Genomic DNA, 23,856 nt, shown 5'->3' with positions numbered 1-23,856 from the left:
CCCGCGTTTTCCACGCATCCAGAGGTCACCATGTCCAGTCTTGCCTATCGCCGCATCCTGCTGAAAGTTTCCGGGGAGGCGCTGATGGGAGACGAGGACTACGGCATCGACCCCAAGGTCATCAACCGCCTGGCCCGTGAGGTCATCGAAGCCCAGCAGGCCGGCGCGGAAGTGGCCCTGGTCATCGGCGGCGGCAACATCTTCCGCGGCGCCGGCCTGGCGGCCGGCGGCATGGACCGCGTCACCGGCGACCAGATGGGCATGCTGGCCACTGTGATCAACGCGCTGGCCATGCAGGACGCACTGGAAAAGCTCGGCGCCAAGGCGCGCGTGATGAGCGCCATCAAGATCAACGACGTGTGCGAGGACTACATCCGCCGCCGCGCCATCCGCCACCTGGAGAAGGGCCGGCTGGTGATCTTCGCGGCCGGCGTCGGCAGCCCGTTCTTCACCACCGATTCCGGCGCTGCCCTGCGCGCCATCGAGATCGGCGCGGACCTGCTGCTGAAGGCCACCAAGGTCGACGGCGTGTACGACAAGGACCCCAACAAGTACAGCGATGCGGTCCGCTTCGACAGCCTGACCTACGACGAAGTGATCCGCCGCGGCCTGGAAGTGATGGACACCGCCGCCTTCGCCCTGGCGCGCGACAGCGACCTGCCGCTGCGCGTGTTCGACATGGGCCAGCCGGGCGAACTGCTGAAGATCCTGCACGGCGACAACATCGGCACCCTGGTGCGCGGTCGCGACCAGGCTGCCTGAACGACGTAGTCATCCCGGCAGCCGGCCTGTAGCCGCGCCTGCCGGGTGCAGGTACCTGCGGGCGTCGGCCAACGGCCGGCCCCGATAAGGCGGGCTGCCCCCTTATTCGCCTATAATCGTCCGATTACCAGCTACATCCAGGATTCGGGCGATGCTCAACGATATCAAGCAGGACGCGCAGACGCGCATGGCCAAGAGCATCGATGCTCTGAAGCACACCCTGACCTCCATCCGCACCGGCCGCGCCTCGCCGGCGCTGCTGGACCGCATCACGGTCAAGGCTTACGGCACCGACACCCCGCTGAACCAGGTCGCCTCGATCAGCGTGTCCGAAGGCCATTCCCTGGTCATCACCCTGTTCGACAAGGGCATGATCAAGGACGTCGAGAAGGCCATCTACGCCTCCGACCTCGGCCTGACCCCGAACGTGGCCGGCACCGTGATCCGCCTCAACCTGCCGCCGCCGACCGAAGAGCGCCGCAAGGAGCTGGGCAAGCAGGTGCAGAAGGAAGGCGAAGGCGCCAAGATCGCCATCCGCAACATCCGCCAGGACGCCAACAAGGCCATCGCCACCCTGATCAAGGACAAGGCGATCAGCGAAGACGACAAGAAGCGCGGCGAAGACGACATCCAGAAGTTGACCGACAAGTCGATCAAGGACGTCGATAGTGTCGTGGCCGAAAAAGAAAAGGAACTGATGTCGGTCTGAGCCCCATGTCCCAGGCCCCGACCTCCAGCACCCCTGCGGCCATCCCGCGCCACGTTGCCATCATCATGGATGGCAACGGGCGGTGGGCGCAGAAGCGACGCCGCCCGCGCCTGATCGGCCATCGCGCCGGCGCGCGCGCGGTCAACCGCACCATCGATTTCTGCCTGGAACGCGGCATCGCCGCGTTGACCCTGTTTGCCTTCTCCAGTGAGAACTGGGGCCGGCCAACCGACGAGGTCGACGCGCTGATGAAGCTGTTCCTCAATGCGCTCGACCGCGAAGTGGACGAGCTGCATCGGCGTGGCGTGCGCGTGCGTTTCATCGGCGAACGCGAGCGCTTCGGCGCCGGGCTGGTCAGCCGCATGCAGCTGGCCGAACAGCGCACCGCCGACAACCGCGCGATGACCCTGAACATCGCCGCCAGCTATGGCGGCCGCCAGGACATCGCCCGCGCGGCGCGCGAACTGGCCACAGAGGTGGCCGCCGGCCGCCTGCTGCCCGAACAGATCGACGAAGCGATGCTGTCCAGCCGGGTCGCCCTGGCCGACCTGCCGCCACCGGACCTGTTCATCCGCACCGGCGGCGACACCCGCATCAGCAATTTCCTGCTGTGGCAGCTGGCGTATACCGAATTGTGGTTCACCGACGTGCTGTGGCCCGAGTTCGACGCCGCCGTCCTGCAGCAGGCGCTCGACGCCTATGCCGCCCGTGAACGCCGCTTCGGCCTGACCAGCGCCCAGATCGCCGCCCTGGCCACCGAGACGTCCACCCCATGACCAAGACCCGAGTCATCGCCGCGCTGATCATGGCGCCGGTCGCCATCGCGGCCATCCTGCTGCTGCCGACCCAATGGCTGGCCGCCGCTGCCGCCGCCGTGTTCCTGATCGGCCTGTGGGAATGGCTGAAGCTGGCCGACGTGGACGACACCCTCGCCCGCACCGTGCTGCTGGTGCTGAACCTGCTGCTGATGGTGCTGATGGTGTGGGCCGGCGACGGCTCGCTGGTGCTGTACCAGATCGCCGCGCTGGTCGGTATCGCCTGGTGGCTGATGGCGCTGCTGTGGCTGCGCTTCTTCACCTTCGGCGCCAGCCCGAGCAGCCCGGCGCGTGCGCTCAAGCTGCTGGCCGGCACCCTGGCCATCGTGCCCGCGTGGGCCTCGCTGGTGCTCATCCATGCCAGCGGCAGCAACGGCCACCTGTGGCTGCTGACGGCACTGGCCGTGGTCTGGGCGGCCGATTCGGGCGCCTACTTCGCCGGCCGCACCTTCGGCCGCACCAAGCTGGCCCCGCGGATCAGCCCCAACAAGACCTGGGAAGGCCTGGCTGGCGGCATGGTGGCCGGCCTGGCGGTCGCGCTGGGCTTTGGCTACATGGCCGGCATCGACAACGCCCACGTGCTGGGCCTGATCATCACCGCCGTGGTGACCGTGTTCGCCTCGGTACTGGGCGACCTGTACGAGAGCCTGATCAAGCGCCACGCCGGCGCCAAGGACTCGGGCCACATCATTCCCGGCCACGGTGGCGTGCTGGATCGCATCGACGGCGTGCTTGCCGCCCTGCCCGTGTTCGCACTGGGCAAGGAAATCTTCGGATTCTGAACATGGTCAGCGTTACCGCTCCCCGCCGGGTCGCCGTGTTCGGCGCCACCGGCTCGATCGGCGCATCGGCGCTGGATGTGATCGCGCGTCATCCTGACCGCTACCGCGCCAGCGTGCTGGCGGCCGGGCGGCAGGTGGAGGCGCTGGTGGCGCTGTGCGTGCAGCATCGACCCGACCATGCCGTGATCGCCGACGACACCCTGTTCGCCGCGTTGCGTGACGGTCTGCGCGACGCCGGGCTGCCTACCCAGGCCCACGCCGGCGCAGCCGCGCTGGACCAGCTCGCCGCCAGTGCCGAATGCGACACCCTGGTCGCCGCCATCGTCGGCGCCGCCGGGCTGTCTTCGACCCTGGCCGCCGCCACGGCGGGCAAGCGCATCCTGCTGGCCAACAAGGAGTCGCTGGTGCTGGCCGGCGAGCTGTTGATGCGCCAGGCGGCCGCCGCCGGGGCCGAGATCATCCCGATCGACAGCGAACACAGCGCGATCTTCCAGTGCCTGCGCTCGCGCGATGCCAGCCTGGAGGGCGCCGGCGTCCGCCGGATCCTGCTGACCGCCTCGGGCGGCCCCTTCCGTGGGCGCAGCCGCGCCGAACTGGGCCAGGTCACCCCGGCGCAGGCCGTGGCGCACCCGAAGTGGTCGATGGGGCCGAAGATCTCGGTCGATTCGGCGACGTTGATGAACAAGGGCCTTGAAGTCATCGAGGCCCACCACCTGTTCGGCGTCCCGGGCGAGCGCATCGAGGTGCTGGTGCACCCGCAGAGCCTGGTGCATTCGCTGGTCGAATTCGTCGACGGCTCCACCCTGGCCCAGATGGGCCTGCCGGACATGCGCACCACCCTGGCCGTGGGCCTGGGCTGGCCGCAGCGGATCGAATCCGGGGTCGGCGGGCTGGACCTGCTGACCCAGGGACGGCTGGATTTCGAGGCGCCCGACACCGACGCCTTCCCCTGCCTGGGCCTGGCCTGGCAGGCCATGGCGGCCGGCGGTACCGCACCGGCGATCCTCAATGCTGCCAATGAAGTGGCTGTTTCAGCATTTCTTCAGGGAAAAGTCGCTTTCCTTGCCATTCCGGCGCTGGTGGCTAACGCTCTGTCAACACTGTCGGTCGAGTCCGCCGATACACTGGCGGTCCTGCTGGCTGCCGACCAGCGTGCCCGCCTGATCACCCAAGCCGCCATCGACCACGCCTGAATGCCCTTCCCGCCTCTCTCCAGTGCTGTCCACCATGGGTGAATTCATCGGATCTGTCTGGTGGATGATCGTCAGCCTCGGCGTGCTGGTGACGTTCCATGAATTCGGCCACTACTGGGTGGCGCGCCGCTGTGGGGTGAAGGTACTGCGGTTCTCGGTCGGCTTCGGCCGCCCGCTGTGGATGCGGCGCAACCGCGCCGGCACCGAGTTCGCCATCGCGGCCATCCCGCTCGGCGGCTACGTGAAGATGCTCGACGAGCGCGAAGTCGAGGTGCATCCGCACGAGCGTGACCAGGCCTTCAACCACAAGAGCGTGTGGCAGCGCATCGCGATCGTGGCCGCCGGCCCGGCCGCCAACCTGCTGCTGTGCATCGCCCTGCTGTGGGCGATGTTCGTGCTGGGCAAGCAGGACTACTCCCCCACCATCGGCCGCACCAGCGGCATGGCCCAGGCCGCCGGGCTGCAGTCGGGCGACCGGCTGATCAGCGTGGACGCGCGCAGCGTGGTCACCGCCGGCCAGGCCAGCATGGCGCTGACCACCGCCGCCATGGACCGCCACGACGCCCGCCTGGAAGTGCTTGACGCGCAGGACCGGGTACAGACCCGGGTGCTGCCGCTGTCGCAGCTGCCGCAAGGCTTCGACGAGCGCCGCGTGCCGGTGCTGGCCGGGCTGACCTGGCAGTTCTGGCTGCAGCCGGCGCTGGTCGAAAAAGTCGTGCCCGACTCGGCCGCCCAGGGCGTGCTGCTGCCGGGCGACCTGATCGTGGCCGTGGACGGCCAGCGCATCGACGCCATCGACCAGGTGTTCACCGAAATCCACACCCTGGGCAAGCGCGGCGGCCCGGGCATGATCGAAGTGCTGCGCGGCGGCGAACGCCTGGCGCTGGAAATCACCCCGCGCCAGGGCAAGGACGGCCGTGGCCAGCCGACCTGGCAGATCGGGATCGGCTTTGCCCAGTCCAGCGCCCCGGCCTACGACGCCGAACTCAAGTACGGGCCCCTTGCGGCACTGCCGGTGGCCCTGCGTGAAACCGCCCGCATGGCCGGTGATTCGCTGGGCATGATGCGCCGGATCGTCACCGGCAACGCCTCGCTGCAGAACATTTCCGGCCCGGTCACCATTGCCCGCGTGGCCAATGTGTCCGCCCAGCGGGGGCTGGACTGGTTCCTGTTCTTCCTGGCCCTGCTGTCGCTGAGCCTGTGCATCATCAACCTGTTGCCCATCCCCATCTTGGACGGCGGGCACCTGCTGTATTACCTTATTGAGTTGGTCAAGGGCAGCCCGCTGAGCGAGCGCGCCATGGCTGCCGGCCAGTACGTCGGGCTGGCGCTGCTGGCCGGGCTGATGGGGTTGGCGTTCTACAACGACATCCTCGGCCTGGCCGCGCGATGAACTTTTTCCCTTTTGTCGTCGTCTTATGCGCCGGCATCCCGCAACATTGCATTCGACTCCAACCGGACGTGACATGACGCGACTCCCCAATCGCCGCCTGCTTGCCCTTGCACTCGCCGCCGGTTTCGGCGCGCCCGCCCTGGCCCAGGCAGCCGAGCCCTTCACCGTCAGCGACATCCGTGTCGATGGTCTGCAGCGCATCACCTCCGGTACCGTGTTCACCTACCTGCCGGTGGAACGTGGCGAAACCCTGACCGACAACAAGGTCGGCGAGAGCATCCGTGCGCTGTACAAGACCGGCTTCTTCGAAGACGTGCAGCTGGATCGCCAGGGCGACATCCTGGTGGTCACGGTCAAGGAGCGCCCGGCGATCAACAAGTTGACCGTCACCGGCAACAAGGACATCAAGAGCGACCAGCTGCTCAAGGGCCTGAGCGACATCGGCCTGACCGAGGGCGGCACCTTCGACCGCCTGAGCCTGGACCGCGTGACCCAGGAACTTCGCCGCCAGTACAACGACCGCGGCAAATACAACGTGGACATCACCCCCACGGTGAGCCCGCTGGACCGCAATCGCGTGGACATCACCATCGCGATCAAGGAAGGCAAGGCCGCCAAGATCCAGCACGTGAACCTGGTGGGCACCGAGAAATTCGCCTCCGAAGACATCCTGGAAACCTGGGAGTCCAAGGAGCACAACTGGGCCTCGTGGTACCGCCGCGATGACCAGTACTCCAAGGAAAAACTGTCCGGCGACCTGGAAAAGCTCAATTCCTGGTACCTGGACCGCGGCTACGTGGACTTCAGCATCGATTCCACCCAGGTCTCGATCAGCCCCGACAAGCGCGACATGTTCATCACTGCCGGCGTGACCGAAGGTGAGCAGTACAAGATCTCCGACATCAAGGTCACCGGCGACACCATCCTGCCGCAGGAAGATGTCGAGCGCATGGTGATCCAGAAGTCCGGCGACACGTTCTCGCGTGCGCTGCTGGAATTCAGCTCGGACGCGATCACCAATTCGCTGTCCAACATTGGTTACGCCTTCGCCAAGGTGAACCCGATCCCGACCAGCAACCGCGCCGACCGTACCGTGGCGATCAACATGCAGGTCGTGCCGGGCCCGCGCGTGCAGGTGCGTCGCATCACCTTCAAGGGCAACACCCGCACCTCCGACGAAGTGCTGCGTCGTGAAATGCGTCAGTTCGAGAACAGCTGGTACTCGCAGGCCGCGATCGATCGTTCCAAGATCCGCCTGCAGCGCCTGGGCTACTTCGAATCGGTCGACGTCGAGACCCCGCCGGTCACCGGCAGCAACGACCAGGTCGACGTGGTCTACAACGTCAAGGAAACCACGTCGGGCAGCTTCGTGTTCGGCCTGGGCTATTCGCAGTCCTACGGCATGACCACCTCGGTGCAGCTGTCGCAGAACAACTTCCTCGGCGGCGGCAACCGCGTGTCGGTTGAAGCGTCGCGCAGCAGCTACCTGCAGCGTTACGGCTTCAGCTACACCAACCCGTACTTCACCGATGACGGCGTGTCGCTGGGCTACAACCTGTCCTGGCGCGAACTGGATTACTCCGACTTCAACACCGCCCAGTACAACAGCACCAACCGTTCGGCGCAGATGGTGTTCGGCGTGCCGATCACCGAGAACGACACGGTCTCGCTGATGGTCGGTATCGACAGCAACCAGATCAACACCTACCAGGGCTCGACGCCGCAGTCGATCATCGATTACATCGATGCCATCGGCACCAAGACGTTCCACTCCTGGCGCACCGAACTGGGCTGGGCCCGCGATACCCGCAACGATTACTTCATGCCGACCCGCGGTACCTACCAGCGTATCGGCCTGGAAACCACCCTGCCGGGCTCGACGATCGAGTACTACAAGCTGAACTACCAGTTCTCCAAGTACTGGCCGATCATCCCGTCGCTGGTCATCAACACCCGTGCCGAAATCGGCTACGGCGACAGCTATGGCAAGGACATCACCCGCGACCTCTGCTACACCGCACCGACCGCGGCCAACCCGAATCCGACCCAGACGGTGGACTGCAACTCCGCCTCGGCCGACTACGTGAAGACCGTGACCGCCACCGGCTTGCCGTTCTACGAGAACTTCTACGCCGGCGGTACCAACTCGGTGCGCGGCTTCGAAGACAACACGCTCGGTCCGCGCGAATGGACGCCCGGCTATCCCAACGGCCAGCCGCTGGGTGGCTCTCTGAAAACCGTCGGTTCGGTGGAGGCTTACTTCCCGCGCCTGTTCGACAGCCCGTCGGCCCGCATCTCGGCCTTCGTGGACTTCGGCAACGTGTACAACGGCAGTGACAACTTCAAGGCCAACGAACTGCGCGTGTCCACCGGTGTGGCCCTGCTGTGGCGCGCCCCGGTCGGCCCGATCTCGATCAGCTATGCGTTCCCGCTGAAGAAGAAGGACGGCGACGAAATCGAGCGCCTCCAATTTACCTTCGGCGGTCAGTTCTGACCGACGAAGCTAAATTGCCCAAGGTTTGCGTTGCAAACCTTGGGGCCCACGATGCTTCCTATCCCCCGCGCCGTTGGCGCGGCCCCCTTAACAGAAGGGGGCCTTTCCACCAGATGCGCTACGAGACGCCGGGCTTTGCCCGGCGTTTTCGTTTGTGGGGTATCGGCCATTGGCCGGCTGCGCGGGATGGTGGGAACTCCGTGCCGACCAACGGTCGGCACCTACCGTCGCGTGGGATCGGATCTGCTGGGGAGCCGGCCAGCGGCCGGCACGACCGGCGGCGTGGCCGATCCGCCTGACAGCGGTAGTGCCGGCCGCTGGCCGGCTCCACGGAAAGCCGATCCGACACGCCGGTCGCTGCCGACCGTTGGTCGGCACGGCCCTTCAACCACCGCGCGGAGCCGGCCAGCGGCCGGCACTACCGCCGCGCTTGCGACCCACTGTCTGGGCAGAAGCCGATAGCCCGCCGGTAGGCAAGGCCCCACCCCGCATGACCGAACCTGCGCCACACGGTAAACTTCCGCCGTGAATACTCCTACCTACACCGCCCAGCAACTCGCCGAGCAGTTCGGCCTGCAGGTCCATGGCGACGGCAGCACCGCCATCCATGGCGTGGCCACGCTTGCCCATGCCGGCCCCGGCCAGCTCACCTTCCTTGCCAACCCGCGCTACCGGGCCCAACTGGCCGACAGCCAGGCCGGCATCGTGGTGCTGCGCGCCGAGGACGCCGAGGCTGCCCCCGGCAGCGCCCTGATCGCCAAGGACCCGTACACCACCTTCGCCAAGATCGGTGCGCTGTTCGACATCGCCCCTGCGCGACCGCCCGGCATCCATCCCAGCGCCGTCATCGACCCGACCGCCCAGGTCGCCGCCAGTGCCCACATCGGCCCGTTCGTCAGCATCGGCGCCGGCAGCGTCGTGGGCGAGAACTGCATCATCGGCACCGGCAGCATCATCGGTGAGAACTGCACCCTGGACAGCGGCTGCGAACTGATCGCCCGCGTCACCCTGGTCACCCGCGTCAAGCTTGGCAAGCGCGTGCGCATCCATCCCGGCGCCGTGCTGGGCGCCGACGGCTTCGGCCTGGCCATGGATGCCGGCAAGTGGATCAAGGTGCCGCAGCTGGGCGGCGTACGCATCGGCGACGATTGCGAGATCGGCGCCAACACCTGCGTCGACCGCGGCGCCCTGGAAGACACCATCCTCGACGAGGACGTGCGCCTGGACAACCTGGTGCAGATCGCCCACAACGTCCAGATCGGCGCCCATTCGGCCATCGCTGGCTGCACCGGCATCGCCGGCAGCGCCAAGATCGGCCGCTACTGCCTGCTTGGCGGGCATGTGGGCGTGGTCGGCCACCTCGAAATCTGCGACAAGGTCGTCATCACCGGCAAGTCGGTGGTGCGCAACTCCATCCACGAGCCGGGTGAGTACTCCTCCGGCACCCCATTGACCGACAACCGCACGTGGCGCAAGAACGCCGCGCGCTTCAAGCAGCTGGACGCCCTCGCACGTCGGGTCCTGGCTGCTGGCAAGGAGAAAGAATGAACGACACGCTGCAGCTCCCGATCGACATCACCCAGATCCAGGAGCTGATCCCCCACCGCTACCCGTTCCTGCTGGTGGACAGGGTCGTCGAACTCGACGTCGAGACCAAGCAGATCGTGTGCCAGAAGAACGTCAGCTACAACGAACCGTACTTCCAGGGCCACTTCCCGGGTCGCCCGATCATGCCCGGCGTGCTGATCATCGAAGCGCTGGCCCAGGCCGGTGGCGTGATGACCCAGTTGACCCTGGGGCGTGACGCGCAGTCCAAGCTGTTCTACATGGTCAAGGTCGAAAACGCCCGTTTCAACAAGCAGGTGGTTCCCGGCGACGTGCTCATGCTGCATGTGCAGATGAAGCGCCTGATCCGCAACATGGGCTGGTACTACGGCGAAGCCCGGGTCAACGGCGAAGTCGTGGCCAGCGCGGAAGTCATGTGCGCCGGCGCCAAGGGCTGAGCCACCACGGAGGCAGGAATGACTGACAACGCACCACGGATCCATCCCACGGCAGTGATCGAGGAAGGCGCGCGCCTGGCCGACGACGTCCAGGTCGGCGCCTTCACCCTGATCGGTGCCGATGTCGAGATCGGCGCCGGCACCGTGATCGGTCCGCACTGCTCGATCCACGGCCCGACCCGCATCGGCCGCAACAACCGTTTCATCGGCCACGCCGCGATCGGCGGCGAACCGCAGGACAAGAAGTACCGCGCCGAACGCACCGAACTGGTGATCGGCGACGGCAACGTCATCCGCGAGTTCGTCACCATCAACCGCGGCACCGAAGGCGGCGGCGGCATCACCACCGTCGGCGACGACAACTGGATGCTGGCCTACACCCACGTGGCCCACGACTGCCACGTCGGCAGCCATTGCGTGTTCTCCAACAACACCACGCTGGCCGGCCACGTGAGCGTGGGCGACTACGTGATCATCAGCGGCTTCGCCGGCGCGCACCAGTTCTGCCGGATCGGCGCGCACGCCTTCCTGGGCATGGGCGCGCTGACCAATGGCGACGTGCCGCCGTTCACCATGGTGGGCAGCGACTCGCTCGGCCGCCCGCGCGGCATCAACAGCGAAGGGCTGAAGCGTCGTGGTTTCGATGCCGAGCGCATCGCCAGCATCAAGCGCGCCTACCGCACCCTGTACGTGGCCGGGCTGCCGCTGGCCGAAGCCAAGGTGCAGCTGGCCGAACAGGCCGAGCACAGTGCCGACGTCAAGGACCTGCTGGACTTCATCGAGCACGCCGAGAGGCCACTGCTGCGATGACGGCCTCTGGCGGGCACACTCCAGCGGGCACCACCGCCCAGGTCATCGAACTGGCGGCGGTGATGGGCGCACTGGACAACGCGGTTCCGTCGGCAACGTCGAACCGGCCGGTGCGGATCGCGCTGGTGGCCGGCGAGGCCTCCGGCGACCTGCTCGGTGCCGGGCTGGTGCGCGAGCTGAAGGCGCGCTTCCCGCATGCCGAGTTCGCCGGCATCGGCGGTGACGCGATGCGCAGCGCCGGCTGCCAGACCTGGTTCGACGCCAGCGAGCTGGCGGTGATGGGCCTGACCGAGATCCTGCGCCACCTGCCCCGGCTGCTGAAACTGCGCGGCGAGTTCCGTCGCCGTGCACTCGACTGGCAGCCGGATGTCTTCATCGGCATCGACGCCCCCGATTTCAATCTGGGCGTGGAGCGCTGGCTGAAGGAACGCGGCATCACCACGGTGCACTACGTGAGCCCGTCGGTGTGGGCCTGGCGCGAAAAGCGCGCCGAGAAGATCGGGGCCAGCGCCGACCTGGTGCTGTGCCTGTTCCCGATGGAACCGCCGATCTACGCAAAGCACGGCATCGATGCGCGCTTCGTGGGTCACCCGATGGCCGACGATATTCCGCTGCACAGCGACCGTGACCAGGCACGCATGGCGCTGGGCCTGCCGTCGAATGCAAAGGTGCTGGCCGTGCTGCCGGGCAGCCGGCTGGGCGAGATCGGCAAGCTGGGTGAACCCTTCTTCGAAGCCGCCTGGCAGGTGTCCGAGCGGATTCCGGGCCTGCACGTGGTGGTACCGGCGGCCAACCCGGCCTGCCGCCAGTTGATCAGCGAGCAGTTGTCGCGCTCGGCGTTGCCGGTGGCCTATTCGCACCTGCTCGATGGTGATGCACGCAACGCGATGATCGCCGCCGACGTGGTGGTGCTGGCGTCGGGCACGGCGACATTGGAAACGATGCTGGTGAAGCGGCCGATGGTGGTGGGCTACCGCGTGGCCGAGCTGACGTACCGGATCGTGAAGGCGCTGGGGCTGATCAAGGTGGACCGGTTCGCGTTGCCGAACATTCTGGCGGGCAAGGACCTGGCGCCGGAGTTGATCCAGCACGACTGCGTGCCGGACAAGCTGGCCGCGGCGATTCTGCAGTGGTTCGATCATCCGCAGCGCGCGATCGACCTGCAGGACACCTACCAGCAGCTGCACCTGCAACTGCGCCAGGATGCGTCGGCGCGTGCGGCCGATGCGGTGGCCGAGCTGCTGGCGCGCAAGGCGACGGCATGAGCCGGCGGCACGCGGCGGCGGCGTCGATGGCGCTGTTCGACGGGGCGGCGCTGGCCACGGTGGCACCGCGTTACGTGGCCGGGGTGGACGAGGCCGGTCGCGGTCCGCTGGCCGGGCCGGTGGCGGTGGCGGCGGTGGTGTTCTGCCCGGACCGGCCGCGGTTGAACGGGCTGGACGATTCCAAGCAGTTGACGGCGCTGCGTCGTGACCAGTTGTTCGACAAGATCCAGGACCGTGCGCTGGCCTTCCACGTGGTGATGGTGGAGGTGGGCGAGATCGATGCGCTGAACATCTACCAGGCGACGATGCTGGGGATGCGGCGTGCGGTGGAGGGGGTGTCGCACGTGGCGCAGTTCGCGCGGATCGACGGGAACGTGGTGCCGAAGGGGCTGCCCTGTCCGGCGCAGGCGCTGGTGGGCGGGGACGCGCTGGACCGGGCGATCATGGCGGCGTCGATTCTGGCCAAGGTGACGCGCGATCGTTTCATGCTGGCGTTGCACGAGGAGCACCCGGAATACGGGTTCGATCAGCACAAGGGCTATGGGACGCCGGCGCATCTGGCGGCACTGCGCAGTCACGGGCCCTGCCCGCAGCATCGCCGCAGCTTTGCGCCGGTTCGCGCTTGTTTTGAGGTGGTGTAGGGGTTTTTTATGCTGCGCATGGCCGAGGCGGGAGCCATTGCAACAGCAACAGCAACTTCAACTGCAACTGCCACAGCCGGGGGCCCGGTTGCTCACTGTTGGGACGGTACGGTTGGGTTGGCGGGACACGCCGCAAGTACGTCCGTGTAGCATCGCCGCAGCTTTGCGCCGGTTCGCGCTTGTTTTGAGGTGGTGTAGGGGTTTTTTATGCTGCGCATGGCCGAGGCGGGAGCCATTGCAACAGCAACAGCAACTTCAACTGCAACTGCCACAGCCGGGGGCCCGGTTGCTCACTGTTGGGACGGTACGGTTGGGTTGGCGGGACACGCCGCAAGTACGTCCGTGTAGGCTCGTTCGCGCCATCCATGGCGCTCTACGGTCCCGCCAACCCAACCGTACCGCCCCTCGACAGACCACCCGTAGCCGTGAGTGACAGCGGCCTTTTGGTTTCGGGGACGTTCTCTGTGAATCCACGCACTGGGGCTTCGGCGTCGGATTCGTAGATTGGGTAATTCGGTAATTCGGTAATTGGGGATTGTGGGTATTGGGGTTTGTTCGTAGGTGCCGAGCGTTGCTCGGCACTGCCCTCCCCCCAATCGACCACCCAACCGCCCTGGCTCTGGCTCTGGCCTCGGCCTCGGCTCCTGCTCCGCTCCTGCTCCCCCATGAGCAAAGCCGCACTATCGGGGGGTGGGGGAGGCAGGGTTGCGGGACCGTAGAGCGCCATGGATGGCGCGAACGAGCCTACAAGGACGTACTTGCGGCGTGTCCCGCGACCCTGCCTCCCCCGCCCCAGCCCTTCGGCACCCGCACCCCGGGCTTGTAGCCGTTGCCGTTGCCGTTGCCGTTGAACTTGACCTCAGCTTCGAAAAAAACAAAAACCAACCTGAACCCCACAACCCACCCCGCCCCCTGTAACACCCCTGTCAAGCCTTGTTCGCTCAGGCGCGCGCCGCTACCCTGACCGGGCATTACATTGGCCCGGCATGTCCACTTCCCGTTTCGTACATCTCCACGTCCACACCGAGTTTTCGCTGGCGGATTCGACCATCCGTGTCCCGGCGAAGCCGGATCAGGCTGACCCGAAGAAAGCCAAGCAGGCCAACCTGCTCAGCCGCGCGGTGGAACTCAAGCTGCCTGCCCTGGCAGTGACCGACCTGAACAACCTGTTCGCCCTGGTCAAGTTCTACAAGGCCGCCGAAACCGTGGGCATCAAGCCCATCGCCGGCGCCGACATCATGATCGCCGAAGAGGGCATGACCCCCTGGCGCATGACCCTGCTGTGCCGCGACCGTGAGGGCTACCTCAGCCTCTCGCGCCTGCTCACCCGCGCCTGGATGGAAGGCCACCGCCCCGAAGGCGGCGTCGCCGTGCATCCGGACTGGCTCAAGGCCGGCTGCCACAACCTGTTTGCCCTGGCCGGCCGCGACAGCCTGGCCGGCCGCCTCGCCGGCGAAGGCCGCCACGACCTGGCCGAGCAGCAGCTCGCCGACTGGCAGCGCGTGTTCGGCGACGGCCTGCACCTGGAGCTCACCCGCACCGGGCGCGAGGGCGAAGAAGCCTTCAACCAGTTTGCCCTGCTCGCCGCAGGCCAGCGCGGCCTGCCCGTAGTGGCCAGCAACGACGTGCGCTTCCTGCAGCCGGAGGATTTCGCCGCCCACGAAGCGCGCGTATGCATCTCTTCCGGGCGCGTGCTCGACGATCCCAAGCGCCCGCGCGATTACAGCGACCAGCAGTACCTCAAGTCGGCCGACGACATGTGCGCGCTGTTCGCCGATATTCCCGACGCGATCGACAACACCCTTGCGCTGGCCGAACGCTGCAACATCGAAATGCGCCTGGGCACCTACTTCCTGCCCAACTACCCGGTGCCCGAAGACGAAACGCTCGACAGCTGGATCTGCAGCGAATCGCGCAAGGGCCTGGAAGCGCGCCTGGAAAAGAACCCGCTGGCCGAAGGCAAGACCCGCGCCGACTACTTCGAGCGCCTGGAATTCGAGCTGGCCACCATCATCAAGATGGGCTTCCCCGGCTACTTCCTGATCGTGGCCGACTTCATCCAGTGGGGAAAGAACCAGGGCATCCCGATCGGCCCCGGCCGTGGTTCCGGTGCCGGCTCACTGGTGGCCTGGGCGCTGCAGATCACCGATCTCGACCCGATCCCGTACAACCTGCTGTTCGAGCGGTTCCTCAACCCCGAACGCGTGTCGATGCCCGACTTCGACATCGACTTCTGCATGGACCGCCGCGACGAAGTCATCGACTACGTCGCGCGCAAGTACGGCCGCGAACGCGTCAGCCAGATCATCACCTACGGCACCATGGCCGCCAAGGCGGTGGTGCGCGACTCCGGGCGCGTGCTCGGCTTCCCGTATGGCCTGGTCGACGGCGTCTCCAAGCTGATCCCCAACATCCTGGGCATCTCGCTCAAGGACGCCATGGGCGAAGGCAAGGATTCGGAGATGGCGTCGCCGGAGCTGATCCAGCGCTACCAGAACGAAGACGACGTCCGCGACCTGATCGACCTGGCCCGCCAGCTCGAAGACCTCACCCGCAACGCCGGCAAGCACGCCGGTGGCGTGGTGATCGCGCCCGAGCCGCTGGCCGAGTTCTGCCCGCTGTTCGCCGAACACGACGAAGGCGGCCGCGGTCGCAACCCGGTTACCCAGTTCGACAAGAACGACGTCGAAGAAATCGGCCTGGTGAAGTTCGACTTCCTCGGCCTGCGCACGCTGACGATCATCGACTGGGCGGTCAAGGCGATCAACAAGCGCCACGAACGCGCGGGCATTCCGCCGGTGGACATCACCGCGCTGCCGCTGGACGACGTGGCCACCTACAAGGACATCTTCGCCAACGGCAACACCGGCGCGGTGTTCCAGTTCGAATCCTCGGGCATGCGCCGCCTGCTCAAGGACGCACGCCCCGACCGCTTCGAAGACCTCATCGCACTGGTGTCGCTGTACCGCCCCGGCCCGATGGACCTGATTCCCTCCTTCAACGCGCGTAAGCACGGGCAGGAAGAAATCATCTACCCCGATCCGCGCACCGAAGCGATCCTGAAAGACACCTACGGCATCATGGTGTACCAGGAGCAGGTGATGCAGATGGCGCAGATCGTGGGCGGTTACTCGCTCGGCGGCGCCGACCTGCTGCGCCGCGCGATGGGCAAGAAGGTGCCGGCCGAAATGGCCAAGCATCGCGAGATCTTCCGCGAGGGCGCGGCCAAGGACGGGGTGAGCGAGGCCAAGGCCGACGCCATCTTCGACCTGATGGAAAAGTTCGCCGGCTACGGCTTCAACAAGTCGCACGCCGCCGCCTACGCGCTGGTCAGCTACCAGACCGCCTGGCTCAAGCGCCATTACCCGGCCGAGTTCATGGCGGCCACGCTGTCCTCGGACATGGACAACACCGACAAGGTGGTGGGCTTCCTGGCCGAAGTGCGCAACCTCGGCCTGACCGTGCTGCCGCCGCGCGTGAACGAATCGGCCTACATGTTCGAAGCCTCCAGTGCCGACACCATCGTGTACGGCCTGGGCGCGATCAAGGGCGTGGGCCAGGGCGCATGCGAAGCGGTGGTGGAGGAACGCGCGCGTGGCGGCCGTTACGAATCGCTGCTGGATTTCTGCATGCGCGCCGAGTCGGGCAAGCTCAACCGGCGCACCCTGGAAGCCATGATCAACTGCGGCGCGATGGACGGCCTGGGCAAGAACCGCGCCTCGTTGATGCTGCAGCTGCCCGAAGTGCTCAAGGCCACCGACCAGATCACCCGCGAGAAGGCGTCCGGGCAGAACTCGCTGTTCGGTGCCCCCAGCCCGCAGGCCACCGCGCAGCAGCTGGATCTGCCCGAAGCCAAGGAATGGGCGCTGAACCAGCTGCTCGACGGCGAGCGCGACACGCTCGGCTTCTACCTGAGCGGGCATCCGTTCGATCCGTACGCCGACGACGTCAAGGAACTGGTCGGTACCGACCTGGGCATGCTCGAACGCCTGATTCCCCCGGCCCGTCCCAGCAAGGACGGCGAGAAGCGCGCGTGGCGCCAGGAAACCCCGGTGATCCTGGCCGGCCAGGTGGTGGGCGTGCGGCGCAAGGGCGAAAGCCAGGTGTTCATGCAGCTGGAAGACAGCAAGGGCCGCGTGGAGTGCAGTGCCTTCACCGACGGCCTGGCCGAGTTCGGCCACCTGATGACCAAGGACCGCATCCTGATCGTCAAGGGCGGCCTGCGCGAGGATGAATTCAACGGCGGCTACGCGCTGCGCATCCGCCAGTGCTGGGATTACGAAGAGGTGTGCGCCAACTACGCCACCCGCCTGTCGCTGCGCCTGGACCTGCGCCAGGACGGCCCGGTGTGGGAGCGCGTGAACGCCCTGCTCGACCGTCACCGCCCCGGCCGCACGCCGCTGCGCATGGACCTGCTGCTGGGGTCCGAGCAGGGTCCGGTGGCCGGCATGCTCGACGTCGGCGGCGACATCGCCGTGCGGGTGGACAGCCAGCTGGTGGACGCGCTGCGCGCCGACCCCGCCGTGCGCACCGTGAAGGTCCGCTACAGCCCGCCCTGGGCGAACTGATCCGCTCCACCGTTCCACGTCCCACCGTTCTTCCGCTACACGACAGGTAACCGGTTTTGATCACACGTTTTGCCGGGCTGCTGCTTGCCGCCCTTGCCCTCAGCGGCTGCACCAGCCCGTCCCAGACCTTCGAGATCGACAACCCGGGCGACACCCCGCTGACCCTGCGCATCGACGGCAACGAACTGCCGATCGCCGCGCACGCCTCGCGGCCGGTGAAGCTCAAGCCCGGCGAGCACCACCTGCAGACCCCGGCCCTGGGCGATGTGCGGTTCATCGTTTACGCGCGCGGCAAGGGCGGCCTGATCAACCCGACGCTGGGCGAGTATGTGATTGCCAGCGAGGTCTACGTCACCGGGGAAGACAAGCTGCGCCACTTCGGCACCGTGGACAACCACATCGCGCTGGGCGGGGTCGGCTTTGATGGCCCGTACAGCACGACCCACGCGCTGTTCATCGACCACGCCTGGACCTTCGGCGTGCGCGAGCCGTTCCCCGACGAACAGACCGTGGCCCACGTGGACGAGACCGGTGGCCGGATCAACACCAAGATCTTCACCGCCGCCGATTTCATCGACTACGCCGAGGCGCGCAGCGGCCAGCCCGGCGCCTACCGGCGGCAGCAGCCGGCCGGTTACCAGGCCCCGACCTACACGCTGGAGCCGGCGCCGACCGCCCTGCCCGCGCTGGACCCGGCCTTCGAACGGCATGCCGCGCCCCTGCGCGAACTGTATGCGCGCTACCTGAAGGCCACCACCGCCGACGCCCAGCTGCAGCTGCAGCAGGAGGCGTTCCAGGCGCAGATGGCCTTCACCGCCGCCACCGCCGCGCTCGGCTCGGGCTTGCCGGTGGAGGCCAACGAGGCCTACAACACCTTCGTGCAGACCCGCGGCAGCCTGATGGGCAGTGCCGCGCTGGTTGTGCCCTGAGCTGACTGGCGCGACCCGCCCCGCTGCGCTACCGTCGGTTTCCAGACGACGGCGTACGGGGCTTTTCGGCGCATTCGGCTACACTTTCCCTCTTTACTTCACGACGGTTTCCGATGAATCCGAACTACCTCGACTTCGAGCAACCCATCGCTGATCTGGAGGCGAAGATCCAGGACCTGCGCAGCGCCAGCGCCGGGCCTGCGGTCAATGTCGAGGCCGAGGTGAACGCCCTGCAGGACAAGCTGCGGGTGCGTACCGCGCAGATCTTCCGCAACCTGACGTCGTGGCAGGTCCTGCAGCTGGCCCGCCATCCCTCGCGCCCGTACACCGCCGACTACATCCGCATCTTCTGTGACGAGTTCCAGGAGCTGGCAGGCGATCGCGCCTTCGCCGACGACAAGGCCATCATGGGCGGCCTGGCCCGCATCGGCGGCCGCTCGGTCATGCTGATCGGCCACCAGAAAGGCCGCGACACCAAGGAAAAGATCAAGCGCAACTTCGGCATGCCCAAGCCGGAGGGCTACCGCAAGGCGCTGCGCCTGATGAAGATGGCCGAGCGCTTCGGCCTGCCGGTGCTGACCCTGATCGACACCGCAGGCGCCTGGCCGGGCATCGATGCCGAATCGCGCGGCCAGTCCGAGGCGATCGCCCGCAACCTGATGGAAATGGCCGAGCTGAAGGTACCGGTGATCTGCACCGTGATCGGCGAAGGCGGCTCGGGCGGCGCGCTGGCGCTGGGCGTCGGCGACCGTACCGTGATGCTGGAGTACAGCGTGTACTCGACCATCACCCCGGAAGGCTGCGCCTCGATCCTGTGGAAGGACGCCGGCAAGGCCAAGGAAGCGGCCGAGCAGCTGGGGATGACCGCCCCGCGCCTGAAGAGCCTGGGCCTCATCGACAAGATGGTGCGCGAGCCCACCGGCGGCGCCCACCGCAACCCGAACCAGATGGGCAAGCGCCTGAAGGCCGTGCTGCTCAACGAACTGGACGCCCTGCAGAAGCTGTCGGTGGACCAGCTGCTGGCCCGGCGCTACGAGCGCCTGCGCAGCTACGGCACCTACGAGACCATCTAAGCGGATTGTCTTCCGGGTGGAACGAAAAAAGCCGGACGCGAAAGCGCCCGGCTTTTTTCATGCCCCTGACCCGTCCTGAATGGAGTTGACACCTTTTCCCACAGGAAGAGGAATGTTCAATGAATTCAACACTCAGGCGCAGCCAGCGGGATTACTCGTTGGCCTTCAAATTGTCGGTGGTCGACCAGGTCGAGCGCGGGGAGCTGACCTACAAAAAGGCCCAGGAGCGATACGGGATCCAAGGAAGGAGCACTGTCCTTGGCTGGCTTCGCCGCCATGGTCGGCAGGATTGGTCCGGTGGTGCATCATCTGCCCCCATGACCACTTCACCCAAAAGCGGGACGGCCAAGCCGCTGACGCCGGAACAACAGATCAAGGCCTTGCAGGTGCAACTGCGGGAGGCCAACGAGAAAGCGCAGCTTTTCGAAGCCATCGTCGATGTCCTCAAAGAGGACTACGGGGTACGCATCGTAAAAAAGCCTTCCGGCAAGTCCTCACGCAAGGTCGCCTCCAAGGCGTAAGCGTGGCAAGGGCTTGCCGACATTTCGGCATTAGTCGACAGGCGTACTACCAAGCCGGCCATCGCCAGCAACGGCAGCTGGTCGAGGGCGCACGGGCGATCGCCTTGGTGGGTGGCTATCGGGCGCGACAGCCCCGCATCGGCACCCGCAAGCTCCACGGTCTGATCAGGCCGGCACTGCAGGCATCGGGGATAGCGATGGGACGGGACCGCCTGTTTGGAGTCCTTCGTGATGCCCGGCTCCTGGTTCCCATGCGGCGGGCATATCACAAGACAACCGACAGCCATCACCGCTTCCGACGGCACCCCAACCTGCTCAAAGCTGGCGAGGGGCGCGTGGTACCCACCGGCTGCGAGCAGGTGTGGGTCGCCGACATCACCTACCTGCCGACGCAAAGAAAATTCGTCTATCTGAGTCTGATTACGGATGCTTGGTCACGCAAGATCGTCGGCTGGAGTGTGCACGACACGCTGCAGACCGAGCAGGTTGCCCAGGCGTTGCAGATGGCGCTGAAAGGACGAAAAACGCGTCAACAACTGGTCCACCACTCCGATCGAGGTATCCAATACTGCTCGGATTACTACCAGAAGATCCACGCCGCGCACGGCGTGACCTGCTCGATGACCGACGGCTACGACTGCTACCAGAATGCGTTGGCAGAACGGGTAAATGGGATCTTGAAAGGCGAGTTTCTGCTGCATCGCCCTCGGGACCTGGCGCAGGCGCGGCAGATGGTGGCCGAGTCGGTGGCGATCTATAACGCCGAGCGGCCGCACCTGTCCCTTAAAATGCAGACGCCCGATGCAGTGCATCGGGCGTCCTTGGCCGCCTGACGGCGGCCGCTACATCCGCCACAGGTGTCAACCTATGGCAGGACGGGTCACCCCCACCGGGTAGAGCCGACCGTTGGTCGGCTATCGAGGTCGAGAGCCGGCCAGCGGCCGGCACTACCGGTAGAGCCGACCGTTGGTCGGCTGCCGTTGCCGTTGCCCAACCGTTGCTCTACCCGATCGGGTAGAGCCGACCGTTGGTCGGCTGCGGTTGCTCCCCTCAGAACGGCTTGGCCAGCACCAACCACACCACCCCGATGAACAGCACCAGCGGCAGTTCGTTGAACCAGCGCAGCGCGCGCGAGGTCGGCAGCGGCTTGCCGCGCACGTTGCCCTTCAGCAACCGACCGGTCCAGGAGTAATACACCAGCAGCAGCACCACCAGGCCCAGCTTGGCGTGCAACCAGCCGGCCGCACCCGGGGCCACCATGGTCGGGAATTCGGGGATCACCTTGTAACCCAGCCACAGCACCAGGCCCAGGATCAGCGCGAAGCCGAACATCATGTGGCCAAACTTGTACAGGCGCAGGCCCATCAGCTGCAGCCGCTCGGTCACCGGCAGCTGGCCGGCGGTCTCGCTCAGGTTCACCAGGATCCGCGGCAGGTAGAACACCGCCGCCATCCAGGCCACCACGAACAGCAGATGGAAGGTTTTGACCCAGTAATAGCTCTGCATGCGCTCGCTCCAGCGGCTGGCGTAGGTTGTCGGGCATTCTCGCACGCCCGAGTACAGCCGCCCCATGCGTGGATGGCGCGACCAATCGCCACACCACCGCCACCCAGGCCACCGCGCGACACCGTACGATAGGCGCCGTTTTCACGACTTCGCATGATCGCCATGGACAAGACCTACGACGCCGACTACTTCAAGCGCTGGTACCAGGCCGACCAAGCCGGTGGTGCCGCGCGCCTGGCGCGCAAGGTGGCCTTGGCCGTGGCCAGCGCCGAGTACTACCTGGAACGCCCGATCCGCAGCGTGCTCGACATCGGCTGCGGCGAAGGCGCCTGGCGCGCACCGCTGCTCAAGCTGCGCCCGCGCGTGCAGTACCTGGGCTTCGACAGCAGCGCGTACGCCATCCAGCGCTATGGCCGCAGCCGCAACCTGCACATGGCCAAGGTCGGTGACTTCGCCTGGTTGCGCCCGTGTGCGCCGGTCGACCTGCTGGTCTGTTCGGACGTGATGCATTACGTGCCCAGCCGCGAGCTGCGCCCGGCGCTGGACGGCTTCGCCGAACTCACTGGCGGCGTGGCGTTCCTGGAGGCGTTCAGCGCCGAGGACGAATTCGACGGCGACCATGAGGGCTTCCAGGCGCGTCCGGCGCGCTGGTACCGCAGCGGACTGAAGAACGCCGGGTTCACCGCGCTGGGCTCGCACTGCTGGCTTTCTCCGGCCTTGGCCGGGCATGCGGCCGCGCTGGAACGCGCCGACCGCTGAATCTCGATAACAACTGAGACAGTCCCCGTATTAACGCGCCGATCCCGCCGGTAGGCTATGCTGCGCGGCAACATAAGACCATACATATTCGGACGCCATGCTCTATCAACTGCATGAGTTGACCCGCAACATGCTCGCCCCGTGGGTTCACCAGGCCCAGGCCAACGCCAAGTTCTTCGCCAACCAGGGTCACTGGTGGTCGCAGATGCCCGGTGCTGATCGCCTGTCGGCGGTCAACGAGCTGTTCCATCGCATCGGCAAGGATTACGAGAAGCCCGAGTGGGGCATCAACGAAATCGAGGTCGATGGCGAGCGCGTGCCGATCGTGGTGCACGAGGAAGTCAGCAAGCCGTTCTGCAAGCTGCTGCGCTTCAAGCGCCACAGCAACGAAGCCGACCAGCTGCACACCATGCTCAACCAGCCGTTCGTGCTGGTGGTGGCGCCGCTGTCGGGCCATCACGCCACGCTGCTGCGCGACACCGTGCGCACGCTGCTGCGCGACCACCGCGTGTACGTCACCGACTGGGTGGACGCGCGCATGGTGCCGGGTAGCGAAGGCGAGTTCGGCCTGGACGATTACATCGCCTACGTGCAGGAATTCATCCGCCACCTGGGCGCGGACAAGCTGCACGTGGTGAGCGTGTGCCAGCCGACCGTGCCGGTGCTGGCGGCGGTATCGCTGATGGCCAGCCGTGGCGAACCGACGCCGCGCACGCTGGTGATGATGGGTGGCCCGATCGATGCCCGCTGCAGCCCCACCGCGGTGAACAACCTGGCCACGCAGAACCCGTTGTCGTGGTTCGAGAACAACGTCATCCATACCGTGCCGGGCACCTACCCCGGCGCCGGTCGCCGCGTGTACCCGGGCTTCCTGCAGCATGCCGGGTTCCTGTCGATGAACCCGAGCCGGCACTTCAGTTCGCACTGGGATTTCTACGCCGACCTGGTCAAGGGCGACATGGAAGACGCCGACGCGCACCGTCGTTTCTACGACGAGTACAACGCGGTGCTGGACATGCCGGCCAAGTACTACCTGGACACCATCGAGGTGGTGTTCCAGCAGTTCCTGCTGCCGCGTGGCGAGTGGTACGTCAACGGCGAGCACGTGAACCCGGCGGCGATCACCGGGACGGCCCTGCTGAGCATCGAGGGCGAGCTGGACGACATCGCCGGGCTGGGCCAGACCGAAGCGGCGCAGGCGCTGTGCAGCGGCATTCCGGCCGAGCACCGTGAGCATTTCATCGTGGAAGGCGCCGGCCATTACGGCATCTTCAGCGGCCGCCGCTGGCGCGAAACGGTGTACCCGAAGGTGCGTGATTTCTTCGCGGCCCATGCGCAGACCGCCGCGACCAAGCCGAAGAAGGCCGCCAAGATCACCAGCAACGTCACCCCGTTGCGGCGCAAGGCGGGCTAAGACCGCCTTGCCATGCGTGCGGCGCAGCCGCATCGCATCCGGTAGTGCCGGCCGCTGGCCGGCTCCTCGTACATCCTGCATTGCCTGGAGCCGGCCAGCGGCCGGCACTACCTGGTTTCGTTCTGCGTTGCCTGGAGCCGGCCAGCGGCCGGCACTACCGGGTTTCGTTCTGCATTGCCTGGAGCCGGCCAGCGGCCGGCACTACCGGGTTTCGTTCTG

General features: G+C 66.5%; 19 protein-coding genes. 18 read left to right on the top strand and 1 reads right to left on the bottom strand.

The features are described 5' to 3' along the window. Positions 1 to 30 precede the first annotated feature (30 nt). The 16 genes from pyrH to ACZ0AE_RS06280 all read left to right on the top strand — a co-directional run bounded on the left by pyrH (position 31) and on the right by ACZ0AE_RS06280 (position 20,791). A complete protein-coding gene (gene pyrH / locus ACZ0AE_RS06355; RefSeq protein WP_038689459.1) occupies positions 31 to 762 on the top strand; it encodes a UMP kinase in 732 nt (243 codons plus the stop codon). A gap of 151 nt (positions 763 to 913) precedes the next feature. Next, positions 914 to 1,471, top strand: a complete 558-nt coding sequence (gene frr, locus ACZ0AE_RS06350) for a ribosome recycling factor (RefSeq protein ID WP_038689461.1) — start codon at positions 914 to 916, stop codon at positions 1,469 to 1,471. Positions 1,472 to 1,476: 5 nt separating this feature from the next. Then, positions 1,477 to 2,247 carry a polyprenyl diphosphate synthase gene (gene uppS / locus ACZ0AE_RS06345; RefSeq protein WP_463600650.1) on the top strand — a complete coding sequence of 257 codons (771 nt, stop codon included), beginning with the start codon at positions 1,477 to 1,479 and terminating at the stop codon, positions 2,245 to 2,247. After that, a complete protein-coding gene (locus tag ACZ0AE_RS06340) occupies positions 2,244 to 3,068 on the top strand; it encodes a phosphatidate cytidylyltransferase (protein WP_463600649.1) in 825 nt (274 codons plus the stop codon). The genes uppS and ACZ0AE_RS06340 overlap by 4 nt, the downstream gene beginning before the upstream one ends. Before the next feature lie 2 nt (positions 3,069 to 3,070). Beyond that, entirely contained in the window at positions 3,071 to 4,261 is a 1,191-nt protein-coding gene (dxr, locus tag ACZ0AE_RS06335) for a 1-deoxy-D-xylulose-5-phosphate reductoisomerase (RefSeq protein WP_038689467.1), read from the top strand. A 34-nt stretch (positions 4,262 to 4,295) separates the two neighbouring features. After that, positions 4,296 to 5,654, top strand: a complete 1,359-nt coding sequence (gene rseP / locus ACZ0AE_RS06330) for an RIP metalloprotease RseP (protein ID WP_038689469.1) — start codon at positions 4,296 to 4,298, stop codon at positions 5,652 to 5,654. 73 nt (positions 5,655 to 5,727) lie between these two features. Further along, entirely contained in the window at positions 5,728 to 8,148 is a 2,421-nt protein-coding gene (gene bamA, locus ACZ0AE_RS06325) for an outer membrane protein assembly factor BamA (protein WP_448133304.1), read from the top strand. Between the two features lie 525 nt (positions 8,149 to 8,673). Next, positions 8,674 to 9,696: a UDP-3-O-(3-hydroxymyristoyl)glucosamine N-acyltransferase gene (gene lpxD / locus ACZ0AE_RS06320; RefSeq protein ID WP_447592688.1), complete on the top strand. Its 1,023-nt coding sequence runs from the start codon at positions 8,674 to 8,676 to the stop codon at positions 9,694 to 9,696. After that, positions 9,693 to 10,151, top strand: a complete 459-nt coding sequence (gene fabZ, locus ACZ0AE_RS06315; protein ID WP_038689474.1) for a 3-hydroxyacyl-ACP dehydratase FabZ — start codon at positions 9,693 to 9,695, stop codon at positions 10,149 to 10,151. The genes lpxD and fabZ overlap by 4 nt, the downstream gene beginning before the upstream one ends. Positions 10,152 to 10,169: 18 nt before the next feature. Then, positions 10,170 to 10,961 carry an acyl-ACP--UDP-N-acetylglucosamine O-acyltransferase gene (gene lpxA, locus ACZ0AE_RS06310; RefSeq protein ID WP_448133303.1) on the top strand — a complete coding sequence of 264 codons (792 nt, stop codon included), beginning with the start codon at positions 10,170 to 10,172 and terminating at the stop codon, positions 10,959 to 10,961. Next, positions 10,958 to 12,226 (top strand): lipid-A-disaccharide synthase, encoded by a 1,269-nt coding sequence (gene lpxB, locus ACZ0AE_RS06305; RefSeq protein WP_447592684.1) that lies wholly within the window; start codon positions 10,958 to 10,960, stop codon positions 12,224 to 12,226. The genes lpxA and lpxB overlap by 4 nt, the downstream gene beginning before the upstream one ends. Further along, a complete protein-coding gene (locus ACZ0AE_RS06300) occupies positions 12,223 to 12,867 on the top strand; it encodes a ribonuclease HII (RefSeq protein ID WP_038689479.1) in 645 nt (214 codons plus the stop codon). Before lpxB ends, ACZ0AE_RS06300 begins: the two co-directional genes overlap by 4 nt. A 986-nt stretch (positions 12,868 to 13,853) precedes the next feature. Then, complete coding sequence (gene dnaE, locus ACZ0AE_RS06295) at positions 13,854 to 17,435, top strand: DNA polymerase III subunit alpha (RefSeq protein WP_463600648.1); 3,582 nt, start codon at positions 13,854 to 13,856, stop codon at positions 17,433 to 17,435. Positions 17,436 to 17,491: 56 nt separating this feature from the next. Continuing rightward, the gene (locus tag ACZ0AE_RS06290; RefSeq protein WP_038689483.1) at positions 17,492 to 18,364 is read left to right on the top strand and encodes a hypothetical protein; all 873 of its coding nucleotides are present in this window, start codon (positions 17,492 to 17,494) and stop codon (positions 18,362 to 18,364) included. 113 nt (positions 18,365 to 18,477) lie between these two features. Then, a complete protein-coding gene (locus tag ACZ0AE_RS06285; RefSeq protein ID WP_038689484.1) occupies positions 18,478 to 19,437 on the top strand; it encodes an acetyl-CoA carboxylase carboxyltransferase subunit alpha in 960 nt (319 codons plus the stop codon). A gap of 119 nt (positions 19,438 to 19,556) precedes the next feature. Further along, a protein-coding gene (locus ACZ0AE_RS06280; RefSeq protein WP_463600647.1) for an IS3 family transposase occupies positions 19,557 to 20,791 on the top strand; the annotation gives its coding sequence in 2 pieces (ribosomal slippage) (positions 19,557 to 19,908 and positions 19,908 to 20,791; 1,236 coding nt in all). 217 nt (positions 20,792 to 21,008) lie between these two features. Here the strand turns inward: ACZ0AE_RS06280 and ACZ0AE_RS06275 are convergent. Beyond that, positions 21,009 to 21,464, bottom strand: a complete 456-nt coding sequence (locus ACZ0AE_RS06275) for a CopD family protein (protein ID WP_463600646.1) — start codon at positions 21,462 to 21,464, stop codon at positions 21,009 to 21,011. 162 nt (positions 21,465 to 21,626) lie between these two features. On the opposite strand from ACZ0AE_RS06275, the gene ACZ0AE_RS06270 reads away from it, so the two are divergent. Then, positions 21,627 to 22,223 carry a class I SAM-dependent DNA methyltransferase gene (locus ACZ0AE_RS06270; protein WP_038692386.1) on the top strand — a complete coding sequence of 199 codons (597 nt, stop codon included), beginning with the start codon at positions 21,627 to 21,629 and terminating at the stop codon, positions 22,221 to 22,223. Between the two features lie 97 nt (positions 22,224 to 22,320). Continuing rightward, complete coding sequence (locus tag ACZ0AE_RS06265; RefSeq protein WP_038689490.1) at positions 22,321 to 23,637, top strand: polyhydroxyalkanoate depolymerase; 1,317 nt, start codon at positions 22,321 to 22,323, stop codon at positions 23,635 to 23,637. The last annotated feature ends 219 nt before the right edge of the window (positions 23,638 to 23,856 follow it).

It is taken from the genome of Stenotrophomonas sp. AC248 (genome assembly GCF_979258185.1).
The sequence above is the reverse complement of the archived record's forward strand: the minus strand, read 5'-3'. Positions and strand labels throughout refer to the sequence as shown.

Excerpts from the sequence above, each read along its gene's own strand:
- pyrH (WP_038689459.1), top strand. The coding sequence starts at position 31 with ATGTCCAGTCTTGCCTATCGCCGCATCCTGCTGAAAGTTTCCGGGGAG.
- frr (WP_038689461.1), top strand. The coding sequence starts at position 914 with ATGCTCAACGATATCAAGCAGGACGCGCAGACGCGCATGGCCAAGAGC.
- uppS (WP_463600650.1), top strand. The coding sequence starts at position 1,477 with ATGTCCCAGGCCCCGACCTCCAGCACCCCTGCGGCCATCCCGCGCCAC.
- ACZ0AE_RS06340 (WP_463600649.1), top strand. The coding sequence starts at position 2,244 with ATGACCAAGACCCGAGTCATCGCCGCGCTGATCATGGCGCCGGTCGCC.
- dxr (WP_038689467.1), top strand. The coding sequence starts at position 3,071 with ATGGTCAGCGTTACCGCTCCCCGCCGGGTCGCCGTGTTCGGCGCCACC.
- rseP (WP_038689469.1), top strand. The coding sequence starts at position 4,296 with ATGGGTGAATTCATCGGATCTGTCTGGTGGATGATCGTCAGCCTCGGC.
- bamA (WP_448133304.1), top strand. The coding sequence starts at position 5,728 with ATGACGCGACTCCCCAATCGCCGCCTGCTTGCCCTTGCACTCGCCGCC.
- fabZ (WP_038689474.1), top strand. The coding sequence starts at position 9,693 with ATGAACGACACGCTGCAGCTCCCGATCGACATCACCCAGATCCAGGAG.
- lpxA (WP_448133303.1), top strand. The coding sequence starts at position 10,170 with ATGACTGACAACGCACCACGGATCCATCCCACGGCAGTGATCGAGGAA.
- lpxB (WP_447592684.1), top strand. The coding sequence starts at position 10,958 with ATGACGGCCTCTGGCGGGCACACTCCAGCGGGCACCACCGCCCAGGTC.
- ACZ0AE_RS06300 (WP_038689479.1), top strand. The coding sequence starts at position 12,223 with ATGAGCCGGCGGCACGCGGCGGCGGCGTCGATGGCGCTGTTCGACGGG.
- dnaE (WP_463600648.1), top strand. The coding sequence starts at position 13,854 with ATGTCCACTTCCCGTTTCGTACATCTCCACGTCCACACCGAGTTTTCG.
- ACZ0AE_RS06285 (WP_038689484.1), top strand. The coding sequence starts at position 18,478 with ATGAATCCGAACTACCTCGACTTCGAGCAACCCATCGCTGATCTGGAG.
- ACZ0AE_RS06275 (WP_463600646.1), bottom strand. The coding sequence starts at position 21,464 with ATGCAGAGCTATTACTGGGTCAAAACCTTCCATCTGCTGTTCGTGGTG.
- ACZ0AE_RS06270 (WP_038692386.1), top strand. The coding sequence starts at position 21,627 with ATGGACAAGACCTACGACGCCGACTACTTCAAGCGCTGGTACCAGGCC.
- ACZ0AE_RS06265 (WP_038689490.1), top strand. The coding sequence starts at position 22,321 with ATGCTCTATCAACTGCATGAGTTGACCCGCAACATGCTCGCCCCGTGG.